Source organism: Oligella urethralis DSM 7531 (genome assembly GCF_000372065.1).
GTDB classification, from domain to species: Bacteria; Pseudomonadota; Gammaproteobacteria; order Burkholderiales; family Burkholderiaceae_B; genus Oligella; species Oligella urethralis.
In genome coordinates, this window is record NZ_AQVB01000004.1 from 84,297 (window position 1) to 111,050 (window position 26,754).

The window sequence follows — 26,754 nt, forward strand, 5'->3', positions numbered from 1 at the left end:
TGAATAATGAGTAAGGCGTTTGTAAAAGAAGATAGCGAGCTTGAGGATGACTTAATGACTGCGGATGCATCAATTCCGCAGGGCGTTAAAAACTATATCACGCGTGAGGGCTACAATAAAATGCGTGAGGAATTAGCGGATTTGCTCAATAATGAGCGTCCCGCTGTGGTCAATACCGTTTCTTGGGCCGCCTCAAATGGCGACCGTTCGGAAAATGGTGACTATATCTATGGTAAAAAGCGCTTGCGTGAAATCGATCGACGCATCCGTTTTCTAACTAAACGCATTGAAAGTATTGAAGTTGTGGATACGCATCTACAAACAAATCGTGATCAAGTGTTTTTTGGTGCCACGGTCGACTATATCAACCAAGACGATGAGGCTTTCAAGGTGACCATTGTCGGGATAGATGAAGCAGAGCCATTAGCCGGAAAAATCAGTTGGATATCACCGGTTGCACGTGCCTTAATGAAAGCAAAAGAGGGGGATGTGGTGTTTGTTAAAACCCCTAATGGCATGCAAGAACTGGAAATCCTTGAGGTTAGCTACCCAGAACACTAAGGTTTTGCGCTATGTGCATTGATTCTTGATGATAGATAGTTGATAATGATTCTCAATATTGTATTATTTCATCATACTTAAGTTATATTGAGGAGTGTCAATGACTAAGTTAGCAAAAGTACTGTTCGTGTCTTTTTTGTTTAGTCTACCCACTCGCTTATCGGCGTTTGAATTAAAGCACAGTGAGGGTATCGTAAAGCTTGCCGCACCCCCTCAAATCATCGTGAGTTATGATTTGGCGGTACTTGACAGTTTACATTATCTGCAAATACCAGTGGCTGGTATGCCCGATGTGCGTCAGCGTGAGCCATTTCAAAAATATGGGGAAATGCCTAGCGTTGGTAGCTTGTTTGAGCCTGATTATGATGCTTTGAATAGTCTTAAGCCTGATTTGATTTTTGCCAGTCGCCGCACTCAGGATAAGTTAAGCAAGCTGAATCAAGTCGCACCGGCTGCCTATTTGTCAACGGCGCCAGGGCAGTTTTTAAGTGATTTTAAATCGCATCATTTACATCTAGCGAAAGCTTTTTCAAAAGAAGCGGAGGTAGAGCCTAAGTTGGCAGCAATTGAGGAGGATTTAACTAAGCTACATCAACTCAATCAGGGGCGGACTGCAGCCTTATTAATGGTCTTTAATGATAGAAAAATCATCAGTCAAGGAGCCGGCGATGTGATGGCTTATGCCTTTGAGGTACTAGGACTTAGCGTCGTGCCGACTGCTAAGCCTGAGCCAGCTGCTCAAGCCAAAGCTCACCAAGCTCATTCACCAAAGAAGCGTAAGCAAGGGGCAGCTGATAATGCTTACCGACGTCATCAGCAACAACTACAAGCCATCGCCGAGGCAAATCCTGATTGGTTGCTTGTGATGGATCGCCAACAAATGCGTACTGGAAAACTGCAAGCGGATGCCATCATTCAAGCGCATCCTGTGTTAGGCAATATGGATGCGGTAGTGCATAAGCGGGTACTTTATCTTGACCCGGCTAGGTGGTATTTGATGCGAGGTGGTCTTGATAACTTGCACCAACTTATCACTACGACCAGTCAAGCGATGCAAGGAGACTAAAGCGCATTATTTTAATGACGAGCCGCCATTCTTCTTTATTAATCCGCTTTTCATCTTAAAATGATGGGTTAATTATTTACTCAATTCATGGATATAGATTGAATGTTAGATTTTATTCGTAAACATCAGAAGTGGATGTTGGTGTTCATCATTATTCTTGTGGTACCGTCTTTTGTTTTTTTAGGCGTTGCAAACTATCAAGGCATGCTAAGTAATGATGCAACACTTGCCCAAGTAAAAGAGCAAAAAATTAGCCGCGAGCTATTTAATATGGAATGGCGCGATCGTCTAAATCAGCTTAGAATCCAAGGTGGCAATCAGTTCGATATCAGTCAGGTAGATGTTCCGCAAAATCGTCGCGCCTTTTTAGATCAAATGATTAATGCACGTGTGCTGCATGAGCAAGTGCTGGCTAAGCATTACTCAGCGACTGACGATATGGTGCGCCAAGCCATTGCTGCAGATCCTCAGTTCCATGATGAGGGTCGTTTTAGTGTACAAAAATACAGTGATTTTTTACAACGCCTCGGTATTGATGCCAATATGTACCAAAATAGCGTGCGTTATAGTTTGGCCTTGGAGCAGGTGACTGAGCCTGTTACTGCTGCATTATCGGTGCCCGTAGCGGTGGAAAAGGCAGTACTCGCATCTTTATTACAAGAGCGCTCGGTACGTTTAAGACTGTTTGAGGCCTCAACATATTTTGCAGAAAATGAGCCGACAGAAGCTGAAGCAAAAAGCTGGTATGAGCACAATAAAGAGTCGCTCAAAGTTCCTGCCTCAGTGGATGCACAGTATATTATTCTGAATGAAGCGGCGGCGGTCAAGGCGGTACCTCAACCGACGGAGACCGAATTAGAGCAGTATTATGAGTCTAATAAAGCACGCTACGCATCACCGGAGCGTCGTTCCATTAATCATATTCAGTTAAATCTACCTGCCGCAGCAACACCTGAACAAGTGGCTGAGGTTGAGCAAAAAGCGACAGAGCTCAAGCAACAATTAGATGCTGAGCCAGCAAAATTTGCTGAGTTAGCGAAGCAATACTCTGATGATGCTGGTTCGAAGCAATCGGGCGGTCGTTTGGGTATGCTCGCCAAGGGAGATATTCCGGAGTTAGATGAGTTGGCCTTTAACCCCGCAGAAACCGGTATTTATGGTCCGTTGCGTATTGATAATGCCTTGCATATTATTCAGCTTGATAGCATTGAAGCCGCAGTGACAAAACCCTTTGCTGATGTACGCGATGACTTAATTCATGAAGTCCGCTTACAAGTGGCTTCCGACCGCTTTGCTGAGTTATCGAGTGAGTTAGTGTTATTGGCTAATGATGCGCATCAAAGTTTAGAAGATATTTCTACACGTTTAGAATTGCCCATTCATACGGTAAAAGGGGTAGGCCAAGCAGGCATGGTGGCTGGTGCTGAGCAAACTGAGGACACAGCTATTTTTACTAAGTACCCGCAACTGCGTGAGACCTTATTTAGTCATGCCTTATTAGAGGAAGGCGCAACCTCCGGGGTAGTGGAATTATCACCCACCGAATTGGTGGTGCTTAAAGTAAGTGAGCACACGCCAGCTTATGTACCCGAATTTGATAAGGTTAAAAATGAGGTGGTGACGGCGGTTAAAACGGAGAAAAGTCTGGCTCAAGCAAAGGCCTCTGCAGAGGAAGCAATGGCTAAGCTAAGCTCTGGACAAAGCACCTCATTAACAGATTTTGATGAGCCCATCACGGTTAGCCGCTTAATGGGCAATTTACCACAAAGTTTATTAGATGCGATTATGTCGGCGCCGGTAGATAATTTACCGTCTTATACCACCTTCTGGATCCCTCAGGGCTATGTGGTGGCTAGAATTGAGTCGGTACAAGAAAGCCAAGCAGCTGACGATGGCTTGAAAGCACAGATTGAACAGTTATTGTTGATTGGTCAACAAACGGAGCTGCAAAGACAGATGCTATATACGCTTAGAAATAATATGAAGGTCAAAGTATTTGACGAAAGTGAGCGTGTCATCAACGATGTGGGCATGGAATGATGCTGATGCCTGTGCATAGCTAATAAAAAGGGGTTGTGACGCTTTGTGTTACAACCCCTTTTTAGTGACTGCCTGTGGGCCAATATTAGTTTTTAATGCGAGTGATTCGATGGACTGCGCGAATGGTACGTAGCTTACGAATCACTTTGGCTAAGTGGTCGCGATCCTCGACTTGAATGGTGGCATGAACCTTAGAAATATTCATACCACCGTCCTTGGTGGTGATATTAATAATATTTGAATCCGCCTCGGCAATTTTAATCATTAATGCACCTAAGGCACCTTTTTCATTGTCCAAAGTGATTTCTAAGCGCGTCGATAAATGCTTAGAGGGATCCTCATCCCAGGCTACCTTAACCCAACGCTCAGGTTCTTTTTCTTTGGATCGTAAAGCGGTAGGACAGTCATTGGTATGTACGACAATACCGTAACCAGGTCGTAATACAGCCATGATCTGATCGCCGGGGATCGGCATACAACAAGGCGCTAATTGAACTGCTTGTCCTTCTTTGCCTTGGATTAAAATGGTGGAACGATAGGCGGTTGACATTTCATCTAGCACGGCGGCCGTGGTCGCCAACAGTGGATTGTCGATCAAGAAACGCCGTGCTACCACCTGTGCTAGGCGTGTGCCCAGACCAATATCTAAAAATACTTCATCAATACTCTTGGCACCGGCATTAATTGCCAAGCGATACCAAATCGGGTCTTCATCTTCAGGAACGCGAATGCCTAATTCAGCCATCGCTTGATGTAACAGCTTTTCGCCGAAGCGCATGGAGTCATTAGAATTTGATTTACGTAAAAAATTACGGATTTCTGCGCGTGCTCGTCCAGTACGTACAAACTCCATCCATGAGGTTTTAGGGGTGGCGTCCTCAGCCGTGATGATATTTACCGTTTGGCCGCTGTGCAATGGTGTATTGATGGCAACTGCTTCACCATCAATCTCGGCAGAAACAACGTGATTACCCACATCGGTGTGAATAGCATAAGCAAAGTCAACTGGCGTGGCACCGCGCGGTAATGAAATAATCTTGCCGCGTGGTGTGAGCACAAATACCGCATCGGGGAAAAGATCTACCTTAACATAATCCAAGAACTCCGCTGAGTCATGCGTTTGTTGTTGGATATCGAGTAGCGACTGTAACCATTGATGCGTTTGCTGCTGAATATCGTTAAGATTGGCTCCCTTGGATTTATAGATCCAATGCGACACCAAGCCTTTTTCAGCCATATTATGCATATCACGGGTACGGATTTGAAATTCAACGGCATTACCATGTGGACCGATTAGGGTTGTATGCAATGACTGGTAGCCGTTAATTTTAGGGATCGCAATATAGTCTTTAAACTTTCCCGGCACCGGGCGATAGAGCTGGTGTAATACACCGAGTGCTAAATAACACTCCGGCAGAGTATTAACAATCACTCTAAAACCATGCAAATCCAGGACTTCCGCAAAACTTTTCTTTTGCTCGACCATTTTGCGATGCACGCTGTAGAGTGACTTTTCACGACCATTGACCTCTGCCTCAATGCCTTGGGCTGTTAAGCTAGAGACCACGGTATCGAGGATTTTAGTTAACACCTCACGGCGATTACCCTTGGCGGCCATCATCGCTTTTTCAAGCACTTGATAGCGGAAAGGGTGGGCCGCAGCCAGACAAAGATTGTGGAATTCACGTACTAAGGTATTGAGACCAAGACGATCAGCAATAGGGGCATAAATTTCTAGGGTTTCACGTGCCACACGGCGCCCCTTTTCAGGTGTCACGCCGCCTAGAGTGCGCATATTGTGCAATCTATCCGCTAGCTTGACCAAAATAACACGTACATCCTTAGCCATGGCCAGGAGCATTTTTCTAAAACTCTCAGCCTGTTGTTCGGCCTTTGATGTAAAGCGGATTTTATCTAATTTGGTGAGGCCGTCAACGAGTTCAGCAACGTCGCTATTAAAGGCCTCAGCAATTTCCTGTTTGGTGACGTCTTGATCTTCAATGGTGTCGTGCAATAATGCTGCCACCAAAGCATTAATATCTAGCTTCCACTCAGCGCAGATCTCGCACACAGCTACCGGGTGCGTAATATAGGGAAGACCGCTATCACGCATTTGTCCTAGATGTGCTTTATCTGCAAAATGATAGGCACGGACAACGGTATCGATATCTTCATCGGATAGATAAAGACTGATTTTTTGTAAAAGATTATCAAGAATCCCAGCCTTTGCGGGATCCTTGTCCTGTGACTTAGCTTTAGCGTAGCTATTTAATAATAAGTAGTTTTGTACCGCAACTTGAAGGTTTTTTGCTTTAGGCACAGCCTTGTCCTCACGTGATGCTGAACCACGTCTAAAACGACTTAAGAAATCGCTTGCGCCTTTTTTACTCATAAGCTTGTATTATTCCAATTCATTACGCACAGTACAAATGCCACCACTTTAAGTATAAAGCATTAAAGCGGCACTTTGCGAAGCATTTCTAAACCAGTTTTACCTGCTGCAATTTCGCGCAAAGCAATCACGGTAGGTTTGTCACGGTTGACATCGACACGCGGTTCATGACCTTGTGCAATTTCACGGGCACGGTAGGTTGCTACTAGGGTTAAATCAAAGCGGTTATTAATTTTTTCTAAACTATCTTCAACGGTGATACGAGCCATATGTTAATAATTCTCATGAAAATGGGTTAAAAACTGAAGCCATTCATTAAAGATGGCTTCAATATACTGATAAAAAAGCTGGTGAAGGCTATTTATTGAGCTAAAATTCCATAACTTTGGAAGAGCTCACTATGCTTTTTTGCTTGACTGGCAAAACGCAGACGAGCAACCGCAACAATTTGTTGCAATTGCTGTAGCGCCACACTAAAGTCATCATTAATAATAACATATTCACATTTATCAGCTTGCGCTATTTCTTTGCTCGCTGCAAGGACACGACGCTCGATCACTGCCTGACTATCTTGGCCACGCTTATTTAAGCGTTCATTTAAAATTTCAATCGACGGTGGCAGGATAAAAATATCAATCACTTGTGGAAATTGCTCACGTACTTGAGCAGCACCTTGCCAGTCGATTTCCAATAAAATATCTTGTCCCTTGTCGATACGCTCCTGGACATAGGCTTTAGGGGTGCCATAGTAGTTGTCGTGCACTTTGGCCCACTCCAGCAGTTCATTATTATCTCTTAGCGTTTCAAATTCCTCGACCGAGAGAAATTTATAATGCACATTATCCTGTTCGCCGGGACGCGGCGCACGGGTAGTGCAGGAGATAGATAAGCCGATATTGCTGTCTTCCTTTAAGAGTGCACTGATCAAGCTGGATTTACCAGCACCACTGGGTGCCACAACCATAAAGACATTGCCTGGGAAATTTTTCATGGATGCTACTTTGATAATTCAATAATTCAATTAATATATTACAAATTGTACATAATTTAGATCGTTTATCGGAGTTTTAGGTGCAAAGTTGGCAAGAGTTAATTGAACATGAGCAGTCGCAAGCTTATTTTAAAAATTTATGTTTATACCTTGAGCAGGAACGTGCCGCAGGGCAGGTGATTTATCCACCGTCTGCAGAGATATTTAATGCCTTTAAATTAACTCCTTTGGAACAAGTTAAGGTGGTGATTTTAGGTCAAGATCCCTATCATGGTCCGCAACAAGCCCATGGATTGGCATTTTCAGTAAATCCAGGCATAGCCATACCACCATCGTTAAAAAATATTTATAAAGAGTTAGCAAATGATATTGCAGGCTTTACCACGCCGAGACACGGGGACTTACGCAGTTGGGCCAAGCAGGGGGTATTTTTACTTAATACGGTCTTAACCGTGCGTCATGCGGCTGCGCATTCGCATGCCGAGATTGGCTGGGAGCGCTTTACGGATGAAGTGATTGCCACCTTAAATAAGCAAAAAACTGCTTTAGTCTTTTTATTATGGGGCTCGCATGCCCAGAAAAAAGGTCGCTTTATCGATAAGCAAAAGCATTTGGTACTGACTGCCCCACATCCTTCACCTTTGTCTGCTTATCGGGGATTTTTCGGCTGTGGGCATTTTTCAAAGGCGAATAACTATTTAATTAAGCACGGTGTGGCGCCTATTCATTGGCAGCTTTAAGGAGCTCGGCCACTGCCTGTCAAGCACATTGCGTATGGATATCCATAGTTAGTTCTGTTGATTGTTGTTTGATCTGCTCTGTAGGAAACTGAAATACCAACACACATTTCAGGAGTAGAAAATGACAATATCCAAGCATCATCCCATGACAGGCGGTGCCGCTGCATTGCCTGCGCAAGGCAAAGCAACAGTGGCAGCTCGGGGTCGCAGCTTGTGGCGACAAAGTGGTCAAGCCATGACCGAATACATTATCATTGTGGCCTTAGTGGCGGTGGCTGCCATTGCTACCTATCAGCTGTTTGGTCAAGTGGTTCGTTCACAAACTGCTGCCATGGCCAAAGAACTGGCTGGTGAGGACGGTACTGCGCAATCACAGATGGCACAGTCAGCAGCCCAGTCGGCCGAGCAGCAGACGGCCTCAAAATCTTTAAAATCCTTTACTGGCAACGCGGACGCCGCTGGTGGCTAGTCATTGTTAAGTGGGTGTTGACGATGAAAGGCTTTAAGGCGCTCGCTTTGTCTTGTCCGCTTAGCTATATGCGCATGTTTAAAACACAACAGGCATTGAACCAGCAAAGCGGACAGGCATTGATACTCGGTTTAGCCATGTTACTGGTATTGGTCGTGCTTTTGATGAGCTTATTTCAACAAAGTCGACTAGTGAATGCTAAGGCTAAACAAATTCATACCGTAGAAGCGGCGGCTTATTCTGGTGCCTTAATCCAAGCGCGTGCTTTAAATATGCAGGGCTATATCAATTTGGCTCAAGTTGGTCATCAAATCGCGATGGCGCATTTAGTGACCTTAGGCTCTTGGGCCAAGTTTGCAGCCACTGAAAATCGTCAATACCTCACTGCTAATCCACCTTCTTATCTGATTGGTATGATGTTTGGCATTTCTCATCAAAATGCTTATGCGGCCTCACGTCGTGCAAGTTCAATTATTTCTTTTGCAGAACGTCACAATGAGTTAGAGCAGCGCTACGCCAAACACGATGAGATTGTGAATCAGGTGCTATTGGAAGTCGCTTACGCAATTCGAAAGCATCAAACAACGACGCGTGATGCGGCGATACATGCAGTAATTGAAGCCAATTATCCGGGTTATCAAGTGGCTATCACAGACGCTGCCCTCAGTTCAGCTACTGTTGATATGTCAAAGCAAGTACGTTGGCAGCTGACGGAGCAAGATAATCAGCATTTCACTACGGTTTATAAGCCAAGCGGTAATTATCGCTCCTTGATCACTCAGGTTGCAAAAGTATATAAATTTTTAGATCCGCGTCAGGATTTAACAAGAAATAACTGGCCTGTGAGTAAACGTTGTCCGCATTTACGCCATGAATTAAGACGTCAAGGCACTACCATTTTGAATCAGCATGGTAATTGGCAAGCTACCGATACGCAATCTTTCCATGCTTTACGCTCTAACCGTTGGATTGGCTGCTATTACCGTGAATATCCGATGGCTTGGGGTTGGGTTTCGGGGGCATTGAATACTATCCCAGAAGGTATGGAGTATAGCGAAAATCCGCCGGATGATTTTGCGAATCAAGACTTTTGGCGCTGGGTCAAAGAGGCGACACAGTGGGATTTATTAGGCGGCGTACAAAATCCTTTGGCTAACTCCCGCGCTATCAAGCAGCGCGTGCAATGGGGTGGTGGCGGTTTAGTGCCTTATGTGGATATCAATTCTGAGGCTAAGGATACATTAAGCTTTCAATTGCATTTAAGTGGGCCTGAAGTGGACGGTCAATTGATGACGGTGAGTGCCCAGGCTGAGAGTTTTTTTGAGCGTTTTAAGGCACGTACTGACGCTAAGCATGAAAAAGCCAATCTATGGCATCCCTATTGGTTAGCACGTTTAACTGAGACCGCTGAATCCTCCTCAGAAGCAGCTGCCAGTGCTAGCAAATTAGCAAATTTTAAGGAGTAGCTATGGCTAGTTATTTATTGACATCATGGCGCCATTCAAGTTTAGCAGCGCAAAGTGGTCAATCCATTGTGGAAAGCTTGGTTTTGTTGTTAGTGCTGATAGTCTTTTTTAGCGCCATCCCATGGTTTGGGCGTATTAGTGATATTGCACTACAACAGATGAATGCTAGCCGCTATGCCGCATTTCAATTAACGCGGCATGAAGAGGGTATTGATGAAGCCGATTTAAAGCACCGTTTCTTTTTATCAAAAGAACATCAGTGGCGCGATCGTGCGCATAACAAAATCATCCAGCACGATAGGATTCACGTTCAATTGGATCGCTCAAAAAAACTAGCCGCCGCAATGCAGCCGGGTGCAGATGAAATCTATGCAACAAGGCTGCGGCAAGAGTGGCAGGTTGAGGATAAGGGAGTGGCAGCGGTGCATGTGACTACCCGTCCTCACTACACCCAAGTTGACGATCGGAGTCATGTAGCGATGAGTCCAGGACTGTCATTTTTTGATCAGCAACTGCTTAATATTCAACGACATACTGCCATATTGACTGGTGCGGCGCATAGTGCCACCGATATGAATGCGCATCGCCGAACCGCAGAAAGTAATTTGGCGTGGGGTGAAGCAAGCCAAGCTTCTTATGAAAGTGGTCGTAAGGTGGCGGAGATAGCTGCGCCTATTGATGCCGCATGGAAGCGTCCTGCACCAGTTTTTGATTGGCTATCTCCTTGGGCAGGGGCATTACCCGGTCATCATTTAGAGCATGTAACAGATGGGAGTAAGTGATGCGGCTGACTTTAAATGATTGCAGAGCGCTGTTGGTCTTGCTATTGATGATGGCGAGCACACTTGGCAGGGCTTCAGAGATTGAACGAGGGGCGACCATGGTGGCGCATGAAGTAAGTCAACGCCTATCGCTGGAGCTTAGGGAAAAGGTTTTTCAAGGGCAGGTATTTTCTCAAGCACTGAGTGCCTGGCAAGTGAGTTCGGAGACTGATTTTTCTAATTTGCTGAGGCGCTTAGCTAAGCAAAGCGTTTTTCAGCAATATCACAGCATTGGCAATGTCATCATCTTAAGCGGTGAGTTGGGCAAGTATTCGCTCTTGTTGCAGCTTGAACGCATCAATTTCGACGCTTATCAGGGCCTATTAAGTGTGATGCCGGCGACTCCGTTTGCATTTCATACGAGTTCATCGGCACCGCTCTATACGCACTTAGTCAATGAGTTTAAGGAGCTTAGTCCTCAACGCTTAGCTTGGTTGCCATCATCGTCGTTGCTATTAATGAATATCCAAAGCGATAATCAGCGCTCGCAACAGATTTACTTTGATGCGATGGATATTGCATCGTTCCAGCAGCAGCTTGAGAACAATTTAATCTTAGCTGGTTGGGAGCGGAGTAACAGCACAGAGTTTGGGCTCAGTTTGTGGTCTAAGCAAGGACGTCAAGTACGTCTGTATTACAGTGCTCAGGCCGAAGGTACCGCACTGTATGTATTAAGTGATGACTTATCAAAGGATAGTTATGAAATTACAGATCAATAAAAAAGCGACGGTTGTGATTTCTTTGGCCATTTTTGCCGGCTTGTTAGCTGCTTGGTCAGCACAAAAGTACATTAATGAAAAGGTGGAAATGCTGGAAGCGCAAGCACGTGTCGAGACCGTGCAACGTGTCGTAGCAGCCTACGATTTACCTGAGGGTACAAGAATTGATTCACACCATGTAGCGGTGCGTGATATTCCCAAGGAATGGGTTGCCGGTGGCAGTATTTTGCCCGAGGAATTTATTCATATTCAGGGGCAGGTGGTGACAGCTTCGCTAAAGCGTGGTGATCAGCTTTTATGGGCAAATACGGCGCATGTTAAAAGCAAGCCTTTTTCTGACAAAATCAGCCCTGGACGTCGTGCCGTCACCATCCCAGTGGACACCATCAACTCGGTCTCAGGTATGTTGGTGCCTGGCGATTTAATTGATCTTTATGTCTCCTTTGAATATCGACGCAAGCAAATTACCGCCCCCTTATTACAGGGTGTATTGGTAATGGCTACGGGTCAACAAAGTCGTCCGGGTGTGGAGCCAGGTGATGTTAATTCAAGGTATTCCACGGTAACTCTGGATACGGCACCGGAGGAGGCGGCAAAGTTGGTAGCGGCTAGGCAAGCCGGCACCATTACGGCCTTATTACGTAATCCGACAGACGATAAAGCCGCTCAAAAAGGGGTGAGAGGTGATTTAGCCAATATGCTCGGTATTGCGACACCACCACCACCGATTAAGCGTAAACCACAGGTGATTTATGGTGATCAAAATAATAAGAAACTGCCTAATTTAGCCATTAATCCAGAGGTTGAAACGACCACCAAGGACGATCGCGGTGTCTTTGAATTACCAGCTCAGGAGGATTTGGTTAGCGCTTGGATTAACTCATTACCTAAGACCCAAATTAGTGAGGAGCTTAGCTTAAATGGCCCGCTAACTGAGGAACATGAAATGGTATTAGGCGATTAACGGTCTAGCACTTGAAATGCTTTACAAAAAGAGGAGATGTCTAATGAGTCAGTTTAAATCACATGCAAAAGAGGGATATATGCTTAAGTCCTTAAATACTATTTGTTTTTATGTTCTGACGATTTTGCTACTGCTATTCCCTGCGATTGCTATGGCGCAGCAGAAAATTAATTTAACCGTAGGGCAAATTCATGTTTTGCCATCTGAAAATATAGCGCGGGTAGCGGTAGGTGATGGAAATGTGCTAAATGCCGTAACCGATGATGATAAGGAGGTGGTACTCTTTGCCAGAGCAGCGGGAGATACCAGCTTACAGTTATGGGATGTGGATGGCAACTCCAAAAATTATCATATCACGGTAGGCTCGGCCGTGCAGAATCGCTTACAGCATGAGATTCGCAATATGTTGAATCGCATTCAAAATGTTAAAGCGACTGTACTCGGTGAAAAAGTCATCGTGGAGGGCGAAAGATTAAGTGATGCCGATAGAGAACGAGTGCAGTTATTAGCTAAGCATTACCCACAAATAATTGATATGACCAGTCAGATAGGGTGGGATCAAATGGTGTTATTGGATGTGCAGATTCTCGAAATTCCTAGAAGTTTTTTGCAAGAGCTTGGCGTCAGTTGGCAGAGCAATACGGTGGGAGGTTTTAATGCCGGTGTGGTTTGGGATAGTGTTGGTCGTAATTTATTAACGCGACCTGGTGAACAAGCGCTAGATGCCGTCTTAGCCCAAAGTCACCCCCTTGGCTATTTCGGCGTGAATGCTTTACTGAGCTCCAGTCTTAAGGCCATGACGAATGAAGGTAAGGCCGTGATGCTAGCGCAGCCTCAGTTAATGGCTCGTAGCGGTGCGACCGCTGAGTTTTTAGCTGGCGGTGAGGTGCCATATGCCATCGCAGACGGTAACGGTAATACCCAAACCGTGTTTAAGCCTTACGGCGTCAGCCTACAAATCACACCACGGATTGAGAAAAACGGTATTGTACGCTCGAGTATTAATGTGGAAGTAAGCTCCATTGATGGTTCTATGGCTTTGCAGGGCGGACCAGCGCTGAAAATTCGTCGTACTAACACGGAATTTAATGTGCGTTCGGGTGAAACCTTAGTGCTGTCCGGATTTATTTCTCGGGATCAAATGCAGAACATGGATAAGGTGCCGGGGATGGGTGATGTGCCAATCTTAAGTGCTTTATTCCGTTCTAAAAAGTTTCAAAACCAGGAAACTGAATTAGCTATTTTTGTGCGCCCGGTCGTTGTCTCCTCAGATAATGAAGATATGCAAAGACGGATTATGCGTTCACAGGCTATTGTCGATAGTAGCTTTGAACAACAACCCTTAATTAATGTAGCGATTCGCCAAGAGGCGGGTCCTAAAGCTTCGCAGATGCCAGTATCTAGTCAAGCGAAGGTGCAGAGCAGTCGTGTTGATGTGGCTAAAACCTTTGCTGCGCATCATTTTTATAGTCGCGAGCTACCGGCATTCACCGTGCCTAAAAAGTCCAAATTAATCCTTCGCTCGCTTAATTTTAAAAAACTAAAAAAAGGAAAGGCCTCATGAATCGACTATGCTTAAACTTACAATTTGAAGATGGTAGATGCGAAGAAAAGTGGTTTGACTTACCCCTTGATATCGGCAGGCATAGTCAGGGATTAGTGCTTAAAAGTTGGCGCGTGGCAAGAGAGCATGCCAAAATCGAAGCTAAGGACGGTGAGCTTTATCTACAGGATCTGGGCTCCTTGGGTGGTACGCTATTAAACTCGCAGCGTATTCATCATCTTCATCCCTTAAAGCTCAATGATCAAATCGTCATCGGTCCTTGCTTAATACGCATTGTAGCGATTGATAGTGGTCAGGAACCGGGGCACACAGACAAGGACGCCTCTGATCCTCAGAAAAACCGTGTGCAAACCACAGCAAGGCCTTTGTCTAAAGCAGACTCCGCTACTATTATGCCTCAGGCTGCACCACCCTCCGAGCGGACGAGCGGTATTGTGCAAGCGCCTGATGCTTGGACCTTGATTGCGCAACGAAATCAATTGCATAAGCTTTTGCTTGAAGCCCTCGATCTGAAGCGTAATAACATCACGGCAATGGATGATGCGCTATTACGTGAGGAAGCAGCTAAATTGCTAAACAAAATTATTCAAGCCGATAAACAGTTTAGTGAATTAAGCTATGCTCAAGAGCTATCGCAGATGGTCATTGATGAAGCAGTAGGCTTAGGTCCCTTAGAGCCATTATTACAGGATCCAAGCATTACCGAGATTATGGTAAATCGCTTTGATGAGATTTACATCGAACGCAATGGCAAGCTTGAAGCCCATCCCATGAGTTTTAGCAGTAATCAGTCGGTGATATCCATCATTGATCGCATTGTCTCACCCATCGGTCGACGGATTGATGAAAGTTCGCCGATGGTGGACGCACGCTTAAAAGATGGTTCCCGAGTCAATGCAGTGATCCCACCCATTGCCATCAAGGGGCCCAGTATCACCATCCGTAAATTTCCCCTCAGACGTCCCGCCATGGCAGATCTAGTGGCCTTGGAGTCGTTGGATAACTATATGCGTGAATTCTTGGATCTATGCGTGAAGCATCGAATGAATATGATTATATCTGGTGGTACCGGCTCGGGTAAAACCACCTTATTAAATGTGCTGTCAAATTGTATTCCTGAGGATGAGCGTATTGTGACCATTGAGGATGCGGCGGAGTTGCGTCTGAATCATCGTCATCTCATTAGCCTTGAATCACGCCCAGCAAATACTGAGGGTAGAGGGCAAGTTAGTATACGTGACTTAGTAAAAAATGCCTTGCGGATGCGACCGGATCGTATTGTGGTGGGAGAATGCCGTGGTGGCGAGGCTTTTGACATGCTTGGGGCCATGAACACGGGTCACGAAGGCTCTTTAACCACCTTACATGCGAATTCACCACGTGATGCCATTGCTCGCTTAGAAGTCATGATCTTAATGGCTGGCATGGATATACCGCTTAGTGCGATCCGTGAGCATATTGCCTCCAGTATTGATTTTATTGTACAGCAAACACGATTAAGTAATGGTCGCCGCGTGGTGTCTTCCATTGTTGAGGTGTGTGGTTTAGAAAGCGGAATTATAAAAATTCAAGAGATATTTAAATTTCAAAAGGGGGCGAGCAGTGGTTTTTATGGGCTTGGTATTATCCCGGAGCAATTTGAGCGTCTAAAGGAGCAGGGCTTGGCCTTGGATATCGAGCAGTTTAATCAAGTGACCTTGTCAACGACGCAGTCTGCGCATAGTTTGCATTGATAGTGGAGTCACCATGGTTTTGCTTAGTCTCTTTTGTGCTGCTATCTCCATTACACTAATTTGTTGGTTGCTCTTAAAGGGCTTTAATCAAGCAGCTAATCGTTATGAGCATCAGCTCAAAGAACAAATGCGGGTGCAGCTAAGTGATGCGTTTATTTTCTTTGACCCGGTGCAGCTTTGGAGTCTTTCGGTAGCTGCAACGGTTGGTGTGTTTTTTGTGTCATGGCTACTGTTTCAGTTGTGGTGGCTGTCGCTGTTATTCGCATCGCTCGTCTTTTTTATGCCTAAGTTATTGTTGTATTTGCTAAAGAAACGACGTTTACATACTTTTGATAAACAGTTACCTGACTTTTTAATGGCCTTATCCGGTGCCTTAAGAGCGGGTTCTGGAGTGCAAACCGCTATTCAATCGCTGGCTGAGGATGTGCCTTCACCCTTGGCCCAAGAGCTTTCACTGGTGCTTAGAGAGCAGCGATTAGGGGTGCCTTTTGAGCAATGTTTACAGCACCTCGCACTACGTATGCCTTCGGAAGCGTGTGAGTTATTTGTTTCCTCGCTACGCATCAGTGCTCAAACGGGTGGTAATTTATCCGAGGCGATTGAAAGAATTGCCTCTACCTTGCGTTCGCGCTTACAAATTCAGGCAAGAATTAAGGCCTTAACCTCACAAGGTAAAATGCAGGCGGTGATCATGTGCTTATTACCCATTGGCTTGATGTTTGTGTTGCATCATCTGGATCCTGAGGCCATGAGTCAATTATGGCAAAGCTATATGGGCTGGGCTGTGTTAGCAATTATCTTCTTTCTAGAGGCTTTAGGCATTTGGATGATTAGCAAAATCGTTGCCATTGATGTGTAGGAGTGTTTATGTCGCCCTTATTCATTTATTTAAGCTTGTCCGCTACTGCGCTCTGCTTAGGGCTGATGGTGTATTGGCTCTCAATGCCTGGCATTAAAGAGGATGTTGAAAAACCCCAGCAACTTGAAATTCATCGTGCTTGGGGACCAGTGTGGCCATGGATTACTTTATTCGCCAATTTAGCTAAGCCCTTTATGTCATGGCGTTATCGGCTGGCTGTGGAAAAAGCGATTATCAGGGCGGGGCGCTTGGATTCACTGGCGCCAGAGCATGTGTTAGGCATGCAAATCGGATCGGCAATGTTTGGTGCTGTAGTCGCTTATTTTCTTGCTGTAAGCCTGGACTTTTCTCAGCTAATCGCGGTGATATTGTCCTTTTGTAATGCATTATTATTTTTTTATTTGCCACGTTATCACTTAGTGCAGCAAGGCAAGCTACGGCAAAAGCAAATCCTTAAGCAGTTTCCCTTCTTTTTAGACATGATTACGCTTTCGGTTGAGGGTGGTTTAAATTTTCACGGAGCCTTGAGCCAAACCCATCACTTATTACCTAAAGGACCTTTGAAAATGGAGATAAACCATGTGCTCAGTGATATCAGGGCCGGACTTTCAAGAAACGATGCCTTAAAAGCCTTGGCACAGCGTACTGATTTAGAGGAGTTAAATCATTTGGTTTCATCCATTGCGCAAAGTCAGAGGCTCGGGGTTAGTTTAGGACCTATTCTAAGGGCGCAATCTGAACAGCGACGTAGCGAACGCTTTATGCGTGCTGAAAAGCTTGCCTTGGAAGCGCCTGTCAAAATGCTTTTTCCTTTGGTGACATGTATTTTTCCTTGCACCTTTTTAGTGATTGCCTTTCCGATTGGACTAAAACTGATGGAGGCAGCATGGTAGCTAGCGACAGACAGCAAACAATCACTTACTGCTTAAGTCCTTTGGCCAAAATAAAAGGCTTATTAACTAAAACTAGTCTGCCGGCAGGGGAGTATTATGTTTTTCCGTCGTGTCAAGCGATTCATACCTTTGGTATGCGTTTTGCTATTGACGTGATTTTTTGCAATAAAGAGGGATTAATCCTAAAGTATTGTCGACAAGTCGTTCCTAATCGTATAGTCTTTTGCAGAGATGCTTTTTTTGCGATTGAGTTGTGTGCAAATGAATTTTTAAATCAAGAGCAGCTTAAAATCATTGTAAGCACATGTTTAAAACTTGATAAATCGTATCCACAGCGTATTCGGTGGATTTAATTAGCTACACGATTTTTATAAACTAGATGGAGGGGGTATGAGTTACAAAGTACCTGTCGATGATATTAATTTTAATCTTAAAGTGATGGGTTTATTGGAGCAGATCCAAGCCTTGTCGGCTTACGAAGAGATTAGCGATGATTTGGTTGATGCCATTATCGAAGAAAATTCACGTTTAGTTGAGGAAGAAATTGCGCCATTAAATGTGGTCGGTGATCAGGATCTTCCAAGCTGTGAGCAGGGTGAAGTGAGCTTATCCAAAGGCTTTAAAGAGGCCTTAGCCTTATTCGCCGAGGGTGGATGGCAATCGTTGGCGCATGGGCCTGAGTTCGGTGGTCAAGGTTTTCCAAAGCTCATTTCTACCGTTTTATTTGAAAATCTAAACGCGGCTAATATGGCGTTTGCCTTATGCCCAATTTTGACTGATGGTTGTATTGAGGCAATCAACCAAGCCGGCACCGAAGAGCAGAAGCAATTATATATTCCACCGATGGTGGAGGGGCGTTGGACGGGAACGATGAACTTAACTGAACCTCAAGCGGGTTCTGACCTAGCGCTTTTGAAAAGCAGAGCAGTACGCCAGGACGACGGCAGTTATCGCATCAGTGGTCAAAAAATCTTTATTACTTGGGGTGAGCACAATGCCTCAGAAAATATTATTCACCTTGTCTTAGCGCGCACGCCGGACGCTCCCGCCGGGGTTAAGGGGATTTCTTTATTTGTGGTTCCTAAGTTCCTGGTCAATGAAGATGGTAGCTTAGGCAAACGCAATGATGTGGTGTGTGCCTCACTTGAGCACAAACTAGGTATTCATGGTAGCCCTACCGCCGTGATGGTTTTCGGTGACAACCAGGGTGAGGTAGGCGAGGGCGCAATTGGCTACCTCATTGGCGAAGAAAATGACGGTCTACGCCATATGTTTGTGATGATGAACGAAGCTCGCTTTGCTATCGGTTTACAAGGTACTGCAATCTCTGAACGGGCTTTACAAATGGCTTGGGCTTATGCTCAAGAACGTTTGCAGGGGAATGCGGTTGAGGGCGGTCATCGTGATACCGTTGCGATTAATCAGCATCCCGATGTACGTCGTATGTTGATGACCATTAAAAGCCTAACCGAAGGTAGTCGCGCCACTGCCCTGTATGCAGCGAGCTGTGCGGACCTGGCTAAGCATCATGAAGATAGCGAGCAACGAGCGCATTATCAAGCGATTTATGAATATTTAGTGCCAATTGTTAAGGGCTTTGCGACAGAAATGGCGCAAGAGGCTACCTCATTGGCTCTGCAAGTCCATGGCGGTATGGGTTATATCGAGGAAACCGGTGTGGCACAGCTGTACCGTGATGCGCGCATTCTGCCAATTTATGAAGGTACGACCGCCATTCAGGCAAATGACATCATTGGTCGTAAGACCATGCGTGACGAGGGCGCTGTGGCTAAATACTTTGTGGCAGAGATATTGGATACGGCTTCGCGTTTGGCAGCTCACCAGCATGCAGACTTGAAGTTCATCGGCAAAGCGCTACAAGCTGCCGCAGAATCCTATGCTAAGGTGGTTGATAGCATTTTGAGCTTGGGTGCTGAAAGTGCTATGAGGCAGGTGTTTACAGCCAGCGTATCTTATTTAATGTTGGCAGGTTATATGCATACAGGTTGGCAATTAGCCCGCCAAGCGCTCGTTGCCGCTGAGCTGGATAATGGCAATAATAAAATAGCAACAGCCTTATTTTACGCTGCACAAATTTTGCCACGTGTGGATGCATTAGCACATGCTGTATTTGACAGTGAGCAATGTGTAAGAAGCTTTGAGGGTATTGATTTTGATGCTTAATCACTCAAAGCATAGCTGCTGATCTATCAACGGGGACCTTTGTGTCCCCGTTGGCTATTTATGGCGCTAACTTGTGGACATCAAGACGATTAGCTAAACGACTTGTTGCAATAATACCGCAAGCCGCACGCAGGATAAAAATAAGCTTGCTAAAATTACTGTATAAGTGTACAGTACTAGATATCGATACAGTGGTTTTGTTCGATTATCAGGTTTAGGGTCCTGATAGGTTTGCTCAGTTGTTTATGTGCAAAGTTTAGACTGAGCAAACCACCACAGATAGACCCATTGGCAATGCCTGTTAGCAATCCTATAAGTCAATCAGGTTTAGGAGTCAGTTATGTCTAATAAAGCGCCGATTCGTAGTATTTATAGTGTAAACAAAAACGATACACAGTTACAAGCTTCACGGCATGATGCTGTGCAGGATGTTTTATCCATGCATCCAAGCTTTACCCACCAGTATAGTCACAACTATGTGACGCTTTACAAGCGCCGTCCGAGCTCATTTTTATCTAAGCTCAAATCAATTGATATGGCTAGAGTAGGTGATGTCTTAGGGGTAGTATTATGGGCGGTATCCATACCCTTTGTCTTCAGCCTAGCTGCTGTTGCGGTCGTTTAAGCTAGTAGGACTCCGACCATTCAATTACTATTACTTTATGTGCGTTCAGCGCCATGGTAATCGTGATGAAGATTAGCTATGCCTTATGCCGCCAAAGCTTAAATTGAAGTGGACAGGGCATCTTGAGGGGCTTGGGTGAGCAAAATTTCTAGCACATAATAATGCTATAAAACAGAAAGCCCCACATTATCAAAGCATTATAGGGTTTGTGAAATTCTTTATATGATCCCATCTAGGTATTGGTATGTGGGACTTGGTGCGTAAATTATTCTGAGCCTGTAAGTCCATGTTTCGGCAAAGAGCCTGTAAAAAGTCTTGAATATCCAATATTATCTTTCTAAATCGTCGTTATCTTTACTCAATCTGTATTGAATAGCGTGATTGCTTTAAGTCAAAACTGGCGATTAAATATAATGCGCTTTCACGTTCAGTCAGTTTTGCTTGATCTCTTATGTTCTCTTTGTTCTTAAGAATTTCTGTATCAGGGTAGAAATATGAATGCTTATCTTGCGGCGAATATTTACTCATTTTAATCAAAGTTATTAACTAGCTTAACAGCTTCTTCTGATGTGATTTTCTTCTCCACTAGCTTATTTAAAACCTCAAGCGTTCTTTCAGTTGGTACTATACCTTCTAAGGCTAATGAGCCTATAGCTTGATCTAATATTTTTTTTCTTTCTTCAATAGAATCTGTGTATACTGCTTGATTGCCCACTTTAAACTCCGTAATTGAAAATAATATTATAACTAGTCCCTTACTGCTTTTTAAACATCATATTGACAAAGAAAAGATGTAATGATCCAGCATAATTTTCATAACCTTTCAATATCTTAAATGTTTAGTGTTTTCGTTCATAGATTAAGTTCATTAGGGATGTCGCTGTATCTGGATAATGTCGCTCATTTATTAAATCAATTTTAATTGAAGGAAATAACTCTTCAATGTCATTTTGAAGGCCACCTAAAGTAAATAAGCATGTTCCGACAGGATAGGTAATCATAATATCTAAATCACTGTCTTCCGTATCTTCACCTCGTGATACAGATCCAAATACTCTTGCCTTTTCTATTTCTGGATATTTAGCAAAGAGCTCCAGCAATTTGCTGTAGTTTTGTTTTAAAAGTTCGGATGGTTTCACAACAAAACAAAAAACCCCATAAAATCAATGTCTTATGGGGCTTATGCAGTTCTATACAATCCTATGCAATATAGGCAATGGTAGGCGGTACCGGAGTCGAACCAGCGACCTCTACGATGTCAACGTAGCGCTCTAACCAACTGAGCTAACCGCCTATATTTGATAAGAAAATGATTATAGGGCGTACTTTTAATTTTGTCAAACTCACCAGCCGTTTTATTCAATATTTAAGGCCTGTTCACGTAATTGTTCTACATAGAGTTTCATCTCAATGACGGCGTTAGTATTGTCCAAGGATGCTGATTTGGATCCTATGGTGTTGATTTCCCTATTCATTTCCTGAAACAGGAAATCTAAACGTTTACCCAGGCTTTGCTTGTTTTTAGTGTTGTTTTTTGGAAGCGGTTTAGTCACTTCTTCTGGGTGAGGTTCAGCTGCGCTTGGGCCATCGTGTTTATTACTTAATAAAGAGCTTAATTCACTGGTATGTGATTTTAAGCGTGTGATTTCCTCGGCAATATCCACACGCATACCAAAGAGGGCGCTTTCTTGGGCGATGCGCATAGATAGCTCTTCACCCGATATTTGCTCAAAGCCATTAGGGACAACGGCTTGTAGGGCTTCTGTCAGACGTTGTTGGATTTTTTCTTTTTGTGCCTGGATTAAATCGTCTTGGCGCAGTTCAAGTTGAGTAACTAGGGCTAGAATCGCTTCGGCGTAGCCTAACATAGTATCAGCTAATCTAGCGCCTTCTCTTAAACGCATAGCCTTGAACTCCTTAATCGCTAAATGCACCGTGTCTAAACAACGCTCATAAATTAACTGCCAGCGTTGTGCTTCTTCATTTTGCTCAGCTTCCGAGCTTTGTGCTAAGGCTTGTGCTGTTTTGGCTAATTGCACAATCTCCGTAAAGCCTGGCGTCGGCATATCTGGAAAGTACTGCCGTACTTTTTTAATTTCTGTTAAGACCTGCGTCATGGCCTCCGCACTAAATTCAGTTTGCTCCTCAAAAAGCGCAGGTTTGAAGCTGATCTTTAATTCGGCTTTGCCACGCTGTAAATGTTGTGCAAGTACTTCTCGGAGCTGCTCTTCAAGTGCTTTAAAATCTTCAGGCATGCGTAAGCTCAAGTCCAAATAACGGTTATTCACGCAACGCAACTCCACTGAAAGTGTGCCGTATTCAAACTCTGTTTTGACATTACTAAAAGCAGTCATGCTGGAAATCATTTTAAGTCCCTTAAAAGTGCGGTGCCAATGGTATAAAACTCACGATAAAGCCTTATAATATGGCATATCTGAATATTTGTAAAAATTTATCGAGGAAATTATGCCTAACACACCCTTTAGTATTGATATTCAACGGCCTTCCGGACGTGAAATTTCTGCCATGCGTCAGGTTAAAATTACTCGCAATTTTACGCCTTATGCTGAGGGTTCGGTACTGATTGAAGTAGGGCAGACAATCGTACTATGTAATGCCAGTGTGCTGGATAAGGTACCACCTTTTTTAAAAGGCAAAAATCAAGGTTGGGTGACTGCCGAGTATGGTATGTTGCCGCGTTCAACCCATAGCCGTTCTGAGCGAGAGGCGGCACGTGGTAAGCAGAGTGGTCGTACTCAAGAAATTCAGCGTTTAATCGGTCGCAGTCTACGTGCGGTGACAAATCTCTCTAAGCTCGGTGAACGTACGATTCATTTGGACTGTGATGTGATTCAAGCCGATGGTGGCACCCGTTGCGCTTCAATTACTGGTGCTTGGATTGCTTTGGCAGATGCTGTATCGAAGCTGCTGAGGGAAAAGCAAATTGATGAAAACCCCTTAAATGACCGTGTTGCTGCGGTTTCTGTAGGTATGTGGCAAGGGCACCCCATTCTGGATCTCAATTATGAAGAGGACGCTTCATGTGATGCTGATATGAATGTGGTGATGACAGGCAGTGGTCACTACGTGGAGATTCAGGGCACGGCTGAGGGACAGGTTTTTTCTAAAACTGAATTAGATGCCTTATTGAGCCTAGCAGGTAAGGGCATTGCCCAACTATTGCGCGTGCAGCAAAACGCTTGGCCCCAACTATAACCGATTAATCAGCAGCTTATGTCTTTACTTACTACCCTTGATGAGATTGTTTTAGCTTCAAATAATCAGGGCAAACTCAAGGAGTTTGTCGCTTTATTTAATCAGTATGGGATTAGCATCAGAGCGCAGGGCGAGTTTCATGTCGCCGAGTGTGACGAGCCTTTTCATACATTTTTGGAAAATGCCCTAGCCAAGGCGCGTCACGCTAGTAAAGAGACGGGTTTAGCAGCGATTGCCGATGATTCAGGTATCGTTGTGCCAGCGCTTAAAGGCTTTCCTGGTGTGATGTCAGCACGCTATGCGACCTTATTCGGCGAGCCCAAGTCAGATGCTAATAATAACGCCTGTTTAATCCGTCAATTACAAGCACATAGCGACAAATCAGCGGCCTATTTAGCGGTGCTAGTCTTTGTTCGACACGCTGACGATCCGGCGCCTTTAGTGGCGCAGTCCTGGTGGCATGGCGTGATTGTAGAGGAACCGCGTGGAGCCAATGGCTTTGGTTATGACCCGCATTTTTATTTGCCTGACTATGGCCTGACGGCTGCCGAGATGGAGCCTACACTTAAAAATAGTTTAAGCCATCGAGCCGCTGCTTTAAAAAAATTAATTGCAGAAATGGATGAAGCGCAGCAGTGAAGACCATTCCAATTCACCGCTCCACCACCGTAGCTAAGGTAGCCTCTCAGCCAGGGGATTCATTAGGTGGCGTACGATCACAGTTTGTAGAGACATTGCCACCTTTGTCGCTCTATGTGCATGTGCCATGGTGTGTGCAAAAGTGTCCTTATTGTGATTTTAATTCACATGCCTTACAGGGTGGTATTCCAGAAGCGCATTATTTACAGGCCTTGGAAGCGGATTTAATACATCATTTGCCGCATATTTGGGGACGCACCATACACACCGTCTTTATTGGTGGTGGTACCCCAAGCCTCCTTTCTGCAAAAGCCATGGACCATTTGCTAAGTATGTTAAGAAATCTCTTAGGCATTGGTCCCGCGATTGAAATTACGATGGAGGCTAATCCCGGTACGGTCGAAGCGACTAAATTTAAGGAGTTTGCCGCAGCCGGCATTAATCGCTTATCACTAGGTATTCAAAGTTTTAATAACGAGCATTTGCATACGCTGGGACGTATTCATAGTTCTGAAGAGGCTATGACTGCGATTGAGATTGCACAGCGCTATTTTCCACGGATTAATCTGGATCTGATGTTTGCCTTACCTGCTCAGAGCTTGTCAGATCATGAACGCGATTTACAGCAAGCCTTAGCTTTTGGTACTGAACATTTATCACTCTATAATCTAACCCTCGAAGCAAATACGGTATTTGCTAAATATCCTCCTCCTAATCTGCCAGAGGAGGATTTGGTGGACGAGATGCTAGAGCAAAATATTGCCTTAACTTCAGCACAGGGCTTTGAGCATTATGAAGTATCTGCCTACGCCAAGGCAGGTGCCTATGCACGGCACAATGTGAATTATTGGCAGTTTGGTGATTATGTTGGTATCGGCCCCGGCGCCCACGGCAAAATCAGTTTCCCTGACCGTATTGTGCGGACGATGAATCAACGCTCACCACAAAACTGGATGGACAATGCAATTAAAGCAGATGGCTCGCATCAGGTGGAATGGCGTGAATTGCAAGCAGAAGACATTCCTTTTGAGTTTATGCTCAATGCCTTACGCCTAAGAGAAGGGGTGCCAGTAGGCTTATTTGAGGAACATACCGGTCTCTCGTCTTTACTGATGAAAAAGCCCTTGCAGCGTGCCATCGATAAGCAATTACTTGAAGACTCCGCTTTGGTATATAAAGCGACTGACTTAGGCTGGCGTTTTTTAAATGATTTGCAGGCGATATTTTTGGACTAAGTCGCATTAAAATTTGTTTACATTAATATTCAGCAAATTGTAAAAAATCCCACACAAAACCGTTCATAATATAGTGTTAGCTATTAAATTTGTTGTTTCAGGAGAATTTCATGACAACCCCCACCCAGGTGCTTGAGCTTATTGGTCAACACGAAGTTAAATTTGTGGACTTACGCTATACCGACACCGTAGGAAAAGAGCATCATATGAGCATTCCGGCCAGACATTTAGACGAGGACTATTTCGAGTCGGGCTACGCCTTTGATGGCTCCTCTATACCCGGGTGGAAGGGGGTGGAGGCCTCCGATATGCTGTTAGTGCCGGATGCTAGCACGGCGCGTTTAGATCCTTTCCGCGAAGAAACCACCTTAATCATGAGCTGTGATGTGTTGGACCCGGTCGATCTTAAAGGTTATGAGCGTGCGCCTAGATCCGTTGCTAGACGTGCTGAAGCCTATTTAAAATCCACCGGTATTGGTGATGCGGCCTTTTTTGGGCCAGAGCCTGAGTTTTTTGTTTTTGACGGTATCACCTGGAATGCAGAGCCACAGCATTGCAGTTTTAAGGTGACTACCGATCAGGGTCCCTGGGTTAGCAATGATGAGATGAATGGCCGTAATAACGGCTTTAGACCACGACATTTAGGTGGTTATGCGCCAGTACCACCGACCGATGCCTTTGCAGATTTTAGGGCTGAGGCTTGTTTACTATTAGAGCAACAGGGCGTGCCAGTAGAAATTCATCACCCAGAGGTGGCGACCGCCCAATTAGAAATTGGTACTCGTTTTTCTACCTTGGTTGAGCGTGCGGATTGGAATCAGATTTTAAAATATACTGTCCATAGTTTGGCTCAAATCTACGGCAAGACAGCTACCTTTATGCCTAAGCCGCTTTTTGGAACCAATGGTTCTGGCATGCACGTGCATCAGTCTATTTGGAAGGATGGTCAGAATATCTTCTCGGGTAATGGCTATGCCGGTTTGTCGGATACGGCATTGTTTTATATTGGTGGCGTGATTAAGCATGCACGTGCTTTAAATGCGATCACCAATCCGGGCACTAATTCGTATAAGCGTTTGGTGCCGCATTTTGAAGCACCCGTGAAGTTAGCTTATTCTGCGCGTAACCGCTCGGCTTCCATTCGTATCCCGTATGTAAGTAGCCCTAATGGACGACGTATTGAGGTGCGTTTCCCAGATCCGCTGGCAAATCCATATTTATGTTTTGCCGCTTTATTAATGGCGGGTTTAGACGGCATTCAAAATAGAATTCATCCTGGTGATCCAGCCGATAAAAACCTCTATGATTTACCCCCAGAAGAGGATGTCAAGGTGCCAACCGTGGCTTCTTCTTTGGAGCAGGCCTTAGAGGCTTTGGATGGCGATCGTGATTTCTTGTTGGCTGGTGGCGTCTTTACCGACGATCTGATTGATGCCTATATCGAGTTGAAGATGAAAGAGGTGGATAGATTACGTGTCACGCCGCATCCCATTGAGTTTGAAATGTATTATTAATTTCAATTAAGCCATTGTAAAGGACGAGTTTTGAATCAAGGCTCGTCTTTTTAAGTATTTGTA

At 44.7% G+C, this 26,754-nt stretch carries 26 protein-coding genes and 1 tRNA gene; 20 read left to right on the forward strand and 7 right to left on the reverse strand.

Annotation, left to right across the window (positions count from 1 at the left end; translation table 11 throughout):
* Positions 1–6 precede the first annotated feature (6 nt).
* The 3 genes from greB to A3GA_RS0103725 all read left to right on the forward strand — a co-directional run bounded on the left by greB (position 7) and on the right by A3GA_RS0103725 (position 3,667).
* Positions 7–561 (forward strand): transcription elongation factor GreB, encoded by a 555-nt coding sequence (gene greB, locus A3GA_RS0103715; protein ID WP_018026046.1) that lies wholly within the window; start codon positions 7–9, stop codon positions 559–561.
* A 100-nt stretch (positions 562–661) separates the two neighbouring features.
* Positions 662–1,627 (forward strand): ABC transporter substrate-binding protein, encoded by a 966-nt coding sequence (locus tag A3GA_RS11270; RefSeq protein WP_018026047.1) that lies wholly within the window; start codon positions 662–664, stop codon positions 1,625–1,627.
* 102 nt (positions 1,628–1,729) lie between these two features.
* Positions 1,730–3,667 carry a SurA N-terminal domain-containing protein gene (locus tag A3GA_RS0103725; RefSeq protein WP_018026048.1) on the forward strand — a complete coding sequence of 646 codons (1,938 nt, stop codon included), beginning with the start codon at positions 1,730–1,732 and terminating at the stop codon, positions 3,665–3,667.
* Positions 3,668–3,752: 85 nt separating this feature from the next.
* On the opposite strand, the gene A3GA_RS0103730 is transcribed toward A3GA_RS0103725, so the two are convergent.
* The 3 genes from A3GA_RS0103730 to gmk all read right to left on the reverse strand — a co-directional run bounded on the left by A3GA_RS0103730 (position 3,753) and on the right by gmk (position 7,050).
* Positions 3,753–6,059, reverse strand: coding sequence for a RelA/SpoT family protein (locus tag A3GA_RS0103730; protein WP_018026049.1), 2,307 nt, complete (start codon positions 6,057–6,059; stop codon positions 3,753–3,755).
* A 62-nt stretch (positions 6,060–6,121) separates the two neighbouring features.
* The gene (rpoZ, locus tag A3GA_RS0103735) at positions 6,122–6,328 is read right to left on the reverse strand and encodes a DNA-directed RNA polymerase subunit omega (RefSeq protein ID WP_018026050.1); all 207 of its coding nucleotides are present in this window, start codon (positions 6,326–6,328) and stop codon (positions 6,122–6,124) included.
* A gap of 92 nt (positions 6,329–6,420) precedes the next feature.
* On the reverse strand, positions 6,421–7,050 hold the full coding sequence (gene gmk, locus A3GA_RS0103740; RefSeq protein WP_018026051.1) for a guanylate kinase: 630 nt from the start codon (positions 7,048–7,050) through the stop codon (positions 6,421–6,423).
* Between the two features lie 80 nt (positions 7,051–7,130).
* Here gmk and ung point away from each other — a divergent pair, with 80 nt between their 5' ends.
* From ung to A3GA_RS0103805, 13 genes are all read left to right on the forward strand, one after another.
* The gene (gene ung, locus A3GA_RS0103745; protein ID WP_018026052.1) at positions 7,131–7,790 is read left to right on the forward strand and encodes a uracil-DNA glycosylase; all 660 of its coding nucleotides are present in this window, start codon (positions 7,131–7,133) and stop codon (positions 7,788–7,790) included.
* 235 nt (positions 7,791–8,025) lie between these two features.
* Positions 8,026–8,259: a hypothetical protein gene (locus A3GA_RS0103750; RefSeq protein ID WP_102705937.1), complete on the forward strand. Its 234-nt coding sequence runs from the start codon at positions 8,026–8,028 to the stop codon at positions 8,257–8,259.
* A gap of 23 nt (positions 8,260–8,282) precedes the next feature.
* On the forward strand, positions 8,283–9,725 hold the full coding sequence (locus A3GA_RS0103755; protein ID WP_018026054.1) for a hypothetical protein: 1,443 nt from the start codon (positions 8,283–8,285) through the stop codon (positions 9,723–9,725).
* A 2-nt stretch (positions 9,726–9,727) separates the two neighbouring features.
* On the forward strand, positions 9,728–10,507 hold the full coding sequence (locus A3GA_RS0103760) for a hypothetical protein (protein ID WP_018026055.1): 780 nt from the start codon (positions 9,728–9,730) through the stop codon (positions 10,505–10,507).
* Positions 10,507–11,265 carry a hypothetical protein gene (locus tag A3GA_RS0103765; RefSeq protein ID WP_018026056.1) on the forward strand — a complete coding sequence of 253 codons (759 nt, stop codon included), beginning with the start codon at positions 10,507–10,509 and terminating at the stop codon, positions 11,263–11,265. Before A3GA_RS0103760 ends, A3GA_RS0103765 begins: the two co-directional genes overlap by 1 nt.
* On the forward strand, positions 11,246–12,229 hold the full coding sequence (gene cpaB / locus A3GA_RS0103770) for a Flp pilus assembly protein CpaB (RefSeq protein ID WP_018026057.1): 984 nt from the start codon (positions 11,246–11,248) through the stop codon (positions 12,227–12,229). Before A3GA_RS0103765 ends, cpaB begins: the two co-directional genes overlap by 20 nt.
* Positions 12,230–12,272: 43 nt before the next feature.
* Positions 12,273–13,793 (forward strand): type II and III secretion system protein family protein, encoded by a 1,521-nt coding sequence (locus A3GA_RS0103775; protein ID WP_018026058.1) that lies wholly within the window; start codon positions 12,273–12,275, stop codon positions 13,791–13,793.
* On the forward strand, positions 13,790–15,526 hold the full coding sequence (locus tag A3GA_RS0103780; protein WP_018026059.1) for a TadA family conjugal transfer-associated ATPase: 1,737 nt from the start codon (positions 13,790–13,792) through the stop codon (positions 15,524–15,526). Before A3GA_RS0103775 ends, A3GA_RS0103780 begins: the two co-directional genes overlap by 4 nt.
* Before the next feature lie 13 nt (positions 15,527–15,539).
* Positions 15,540–16,385 (forward strand): type II secretion system F family protein, encoded by an 846-nt coding sequence (locus tag A3GA_RS0103785; protein WP_018026060.1) that lies wholly within the window; start codon positions 15,540–15,542, stop codon positions 16,383–16,385.
* A gap of 8 nt (positions 16,386–16,393) precedes the next feature.
* Complete coding sequence (locus A3GA_RS0103790) at positions 16,394–17,278, forward strand: type II secretion system F family protein (RefSeq protein WP_018026061.1); 885 nt, start codon at positions 16,394–16,396, stop codon at positions 17,276–17,278.
* Entirely contained in the window at positions 17,272–17,631 is a 360-nt protein-coding gene (locus tag A3GA_RS0103795; RefSeq protein ID WP_018026062.1) for a DUF192 domain-containing protein, read from the forward strand. Before A3GA_RS0103790 ends, A3GA_RS0103795 begins: the two co-directional genes overlap by 7 nt.
* Positions 17,632–17,668: 37 nt before the next feature.
* Positions 17,669–19,462: an acyl-CoA dehydrogenase family protein gene (locus A3GA_RS0103800; protein WP_018026063.1), complete on the forward strand. Its 1,794-nt coding sequence runs from the start codon at positions 17,669–17,671 to the stop codon at positions 19,460–19,462.
* Between the two features lie 340 nt (positions 19,463–19,802).
* Positions 19,803–20,087, forward strand: a complete 285-nt coding sequence (locus tag A3GA_RS0103805) for a hypothetical protein (RefSeq protein ID WP_018026064.1) — start codon at positions 19,803–19,805, stop codon at positions 20,085–20,087.
* Between the two features lie 529 nt (positions 20,088–20,616).
* Here A3GA_RS0103805 and A3GA_RS0103810 read toward each other — a convergent pair.
* The 4 genes from A3GA_RS0103810 to A3GA_RS0103825 form a co-directional block, all read right to left on the reverse strand.
* The gene (locus A3GA_RS0103810; protein WP_018026065.1) at positions 20,617–20,802 is read right to left on the reverse strand and encodes an antitoxin VbhA family protein; all 186 of its coding nucleotides are present in this window, start codon (positions 20,800–20,802) and stop codon (positions 20,617–20,619) included.
* 124 nt (positions 20,803–20,926) lie between these two features.
* A complete protein-coding gene (locus A3GA_RS11275) occupies positions 20,927–21,226 on the reverse strand; it encodes a nucleotidyltransferase family protein (protein WP_018026066.1) in 300 nt (99 codons plus the stop codon).
* Positions 21,227–21,304: 78 nt separating this feature from the next.
* Positions 21,305–21,381 (reverse strand) — tRNA-Val (locus tag A3GA_RS0103820).
* Positions 21,382–21,442: 61 nt separating this feature from the next.
* Positions 21,443–22,441 carry a YicC family protein gene (locus tag A3GA_RS0103825; protein ID WP_244264042.1) on the reverse strand — a complete coding sequence of 333 codons (999 nt, stop codon included), beginning with the start codon at positions 22,439–22,441 and terminating at the stop codon, positions 21,443–21,445.
* A gap of 112 nt (positions 22,442–22,553) precedes the next feature.
* Between A3GA_RS0103825 and rph the strand changes: the two genes are divergently transcribed.
* The 4 genes from rph (at position 22,554) to glnA (ending at position 26,691) form a co-directional block, all read left to right on the forward strand.
* Positions 22,554–23,303 (forward strand): ribonuclease PH, encoded by a 750-nt coding sequence (rph, locus tag A3GA_RS0103830; RefSeq protein WP_018026068.1) that lies wholly within the window; start codon positions 22,554–22,556, stop codon positions 23,301–23,303.
* An 18-nt stretch (positions 23,304–23,321) separates the two neighbouring features.
* The gene (gene rdgB / locus A3GA_RS0103835) at positions 23,322–23,942 is read left to right on the forward strand and encodes an RdgB/HAM1 family non-canonical purine NTP pyrophosphatase (RefSeq protein ID WP_018026069.1); all 621 of its coding nucleotides are present in this window, start codon (positions 23,322–23,324) and stop codon (positions 23,940–23,942) included.
* On the forward strand, positions 23,939–25,177 hold the full coding sequence (gene hemW, locus A3GA_RS0103840) for a radical SAM family heme chaperone HemW (RefSeq protein ID WP_018026070.1): 1,239 nt from the start codon (positions 23,939–23,941) through the stop codon (positions 25,175–25,177). The genes rdgB and hemW overlap by 4 nt, the downstream gene beginning before the upstream one ends.
* A 110-nt stretch (positions 25,178–25,287) precedes the next feature.
* Positions 25,288–26,691, forward strand: coding sequence for a type I glutamate--ammonia ligase (glnA, locus tag A3GA_RS0103845; protein WP_018026071.1), 1,404 nt, complete (start codon positions 25,288–25,290; stop codon positions 26,689–26,691).
* Positions 26,692–26,754 lie beyond the last annotated feature (63 nt).

What these genes read in the sequence shown, in the direction of transcription:
- greB (WP_018026046.1), top strand. Translation starts at nt 7, where the DNA reads ATGAGTAAGGCGTTTGTAAAAGAAGATAGCGAGCTTGAGGATGACTTA.
- A3GA_RS11270 (WP_018026047.1), top strand. Translation starts at nt 662, where the DNA reads ATGACTAAGTTAGCAAAAGTACTGTTCGTGTCTTTTTTGTTTAGTCTA.
- A3GA_RS0103725 (WP_018026048.1), top strand. Translation starts at nt 1,730, where the DNA reads ATGTTAGATTTTATTCGTAAACATCAGAAGTGGATGTTGGTGTTCATC.
- A3GA_RS0103730 (WP_018026049.1), bottom strand. Translation starts at nt 6,059, where the DNA reads ATGAGTAAAAAAGGCGCAAGCGATTTCTTAAGTCGTTTTAGACGTGGT.
- rpoZ (WP_018026050.1), bottom strand. Translation starts at nt 6,328, where the DNA reads ATGGCTCGTATCACCGTTGAAGATAGTTTAGAAAAAATTAATAACCGC.
- gmk (WP_018026051.1), bottom strand. Translation starts at nt 7,050, where the DNA reads ATGAAAAATTTCCCAGGCAATGTCTTTATGGTTGTGGCACCCAGTGGT.
- A3GA_RS0103750 (WP_102705937.1), top strand. Translation starts at nt 8,026, where the DNA reads ATGACCGAATACATTATCATTGTGGCCTTAGTGGCGGTGGCTGCCATT.
- A3GA_RS0103755 (WP_018026054.1), top strand. Translation starts at nt 8,283, where the DNA reads ATGAAAGGCTTTAAGGCGCTCGCTTTGTCTTGTCCGCTTAGCTATATG.
- A3GA_RS0103760 (WP_018026055.1), top strand. Translation starts at nt 9,728, where the DNA reads ATGGCTAGTTATTTATTGACATCATGGCGCCATTCAAGTTTAGCAGCG.
- A3GA_RS0103765 (WP_018026056.1), top strand. Translation starts at nt 10,507, where the DNA reads ATGCGGCTGACTTTAAATGATTGCAGAGCGCTGTTGGTCTTGCTATTG.
- cpaB (WP_018026057.1), top strand. Translation starts at nt 11,246, where the DNA reads ATGAAATTACAGATCAATAAAAAAGCGACGGTTGTGATTTCTTTGGCC.
- A3GA_RS0103775 (WP_018026058.1), top strand. Translation starts at nt 12,273, where the DNA reads ATGAGTCAGTTTAAATCACATGCAAAAGAGGGATATATGCTTAAGTCC.
- A3GA_RS0103780 (WP_018026059.1), top strand. Translation starts at nt 13,790, where the DNA reads ATGAATCGACTATGCTTAAACTTACAATTTGAAGATGGTAGATGCGAA.
- A3GA_RS0103785 (WP_018026060.1), top strand. Translation starts at nt 15,540, where the DNA reads ATGGTTTTGCTTAGTCTCTTTTGTGCTGCTATCTCCATTACACTAATT.
- A3GA_RS0103790 (WP_018026061.1), top strand. Translation starts at nt 16,394, where the DNA reads ATGTCGCCCTTATTCATTTATTTAAGCTTGTCCGCTACTGCGCTCTGC.
- A3GA_RS0103795 (WP_018026062.1), top strand. Translation starts at nt 17,272, where the DNA reads ATGGTAGCTAGCGACAGACAGCAAACAATCACTTACTGCTTAAGTCCT.
- A3GA_RS0103800 (WP_018026063.1), top strand. Translation starts at nt 17,669, where the DNA reads ATGAGTTACAAAGTACCTGTCGATGATATTAATTTTAATCTTAAAGTG.
- A3GA_RS0103805 (WP_018026064.1), top strand. Translation starts at nt 19,803, where the DNA reads ATGTCTAATAAAGCGCCGATTCGTAGTATTTATAGTGTAAACAAAAAC.
- A3GA_RS0103825 (WP_244264042.1), bottom strand. Translation starts at nt 22,441, where the DNA reads ATGACTGCTTTTAGTAATGTCAAAACAGAGTTTGAATACGGCACACTT.
- rph (WP_018026068.1), top strand. Translation starts at nt 22,554, where the DNA reads ATGCCTAACACACCCTTTAGTATTGATATTCAACGGCCTTCCGGACGT.
- rdgB (WP_018026069.1), top strand. Translation starts at nt 23,322, where the DNA reads ATGTCTTTACTTACTACCCTTGATGAGATTGTTTTAGCTTCAAATAAT.
- glnA (WP_018026071.1), top strand. Translation starts at nt 25,288, where the DNA reads ATGACAACCCCCACCCAGGTGCTTGAGCTTATTGGTCAACACGAAGTT.